This window comes from Flavobacterium sp. GT3R68, assembly GCF_007109225.1.
Taxonomy (GTDB): domain Bacteria; phylum Bacteroidota; class Bacteroidia; order Flavobacteriales; family Flavobacteriaceae; genus Flavobacterium.
Genome location: NZ_VJZK01000026.1, coordinates 1 through 1338 on the forward strand (window position 1 = coordinate 1; position 1338 = coordinate 1338).

A 1338-nucleotide genomic window follows, 5' to 3' on the forward strand; every position below is an offset into this window, starting at 1 on the left:
GAACAACCCAGGAGTTTGTTTTTTTCAAAAAGGGATCAATAGACTCTAGCCCAAATAATTATAATACTGATAACACTATCAACTGAGTTATTGGTGAAAAATTAGATCAAGTCTAAAAGTTATGGAGAAATATAAAAAAGGAGATATTTGTATTTCCAAATCAGATGCAAATACAAGATTCCTATAGCGAACTTATCAAGTTATTATTATCGGAGATAATCGTCGAATATTTCGAGTTAACTTTTTATAAAAAAGAGCAAGAAGTACTTCATTTGTATTTAAAAGAGAGCAACTCTATTCCAAGAGAGCATCGCCATGAAAAACTAAATTCAAAAGGATTCTTTGATGAGATAACAGTTCAAGACTTTCCTATTCGTGGACATCAAGTGTATCTTCATATCACAGGTAAAAGATGACTTAATGAAGATATTGGTAAAACGTATTTAGGGATTGGAATTTAGTAACAGACGGGGACTTGGGTAACACAAGAGTTTGCGTCTTTTCTAAAAGAAATCAATAGATTCCAGACCAAATAATTTTAATGCTATTGCTTCTTTCTATGGAGTTTCTGACAAAAAATTACAACATCAATACAAAGATTTCGGATCAAGCCAAAAACTTGGGGACAAATATTTAAATAACTAGATTTGCATTACTAAAAAAACATGTTTTGGATTTAGAATTAGCTATTTATTTTTTACCCGAAGGAATACTAGATTATTTTGACCCGGCATCTCACAAACTAGAAAAAGAAAAGCACACTTTTACCTAGGGAAAAAACATCATACCTGAAGAATATAAATTCAAGTTAGCCAAATCCAAAGGCTTCACTCCGGAAATTACAGTTGAAGACTTTCCTCTTCGAGGCAAATCAGTACTCCTTCACATTAAACGACAACGATGGACTTTAGAGAGTGGGGTAATAAAAGAGATTGGGAAATCGTAGCTAAAGGGACACGAATAACTTCTGAATTCGCGTCTTTTTTAAAAGGTATCATTGGATAACAATGCTGTAAGCGCCAGTAAACTCGGGAACTATTACAACAACGCCAATGGTAAAAAACTACAGTATCATTATAAAATCATTTAAGTGATTTTAAAAATTGGACACAAAAAACGCATACTAAAAAATGGTTGCTGTTTAGTAAAAACCTAAGCAAATATCTAAGTTTAGGTGAGACCTCACTTTCTAATGGCGAACTATATACCATTTTGACTGATAAAAATGCCAAAGGAAAGAAAGGAGCCATTGTAACCGATAGATTCCATGTTTAAAAATTTACAACTTAATCTGTTCAATAATGGCGTATTAGATTAACACAAGGGATTATTGAACAA

General features: G+C 32.3%; 1 protein-coding gene. It reads left to right on the top strand.

Translation table 11 applies throughout. The features are described 5' to 3' along the window. The first annotated feature begins 164 nt into the window (after window positions 1–164). Entirely contained in the window at window positions 165–416 is a 252-nt protein-coding gene (locus tag FNW07_RS13905; RefSeq protein WP_143389008.1) for a transposase, read from the top strand. Window positions 417–1338: the final 922 nt, after the last annotated feature.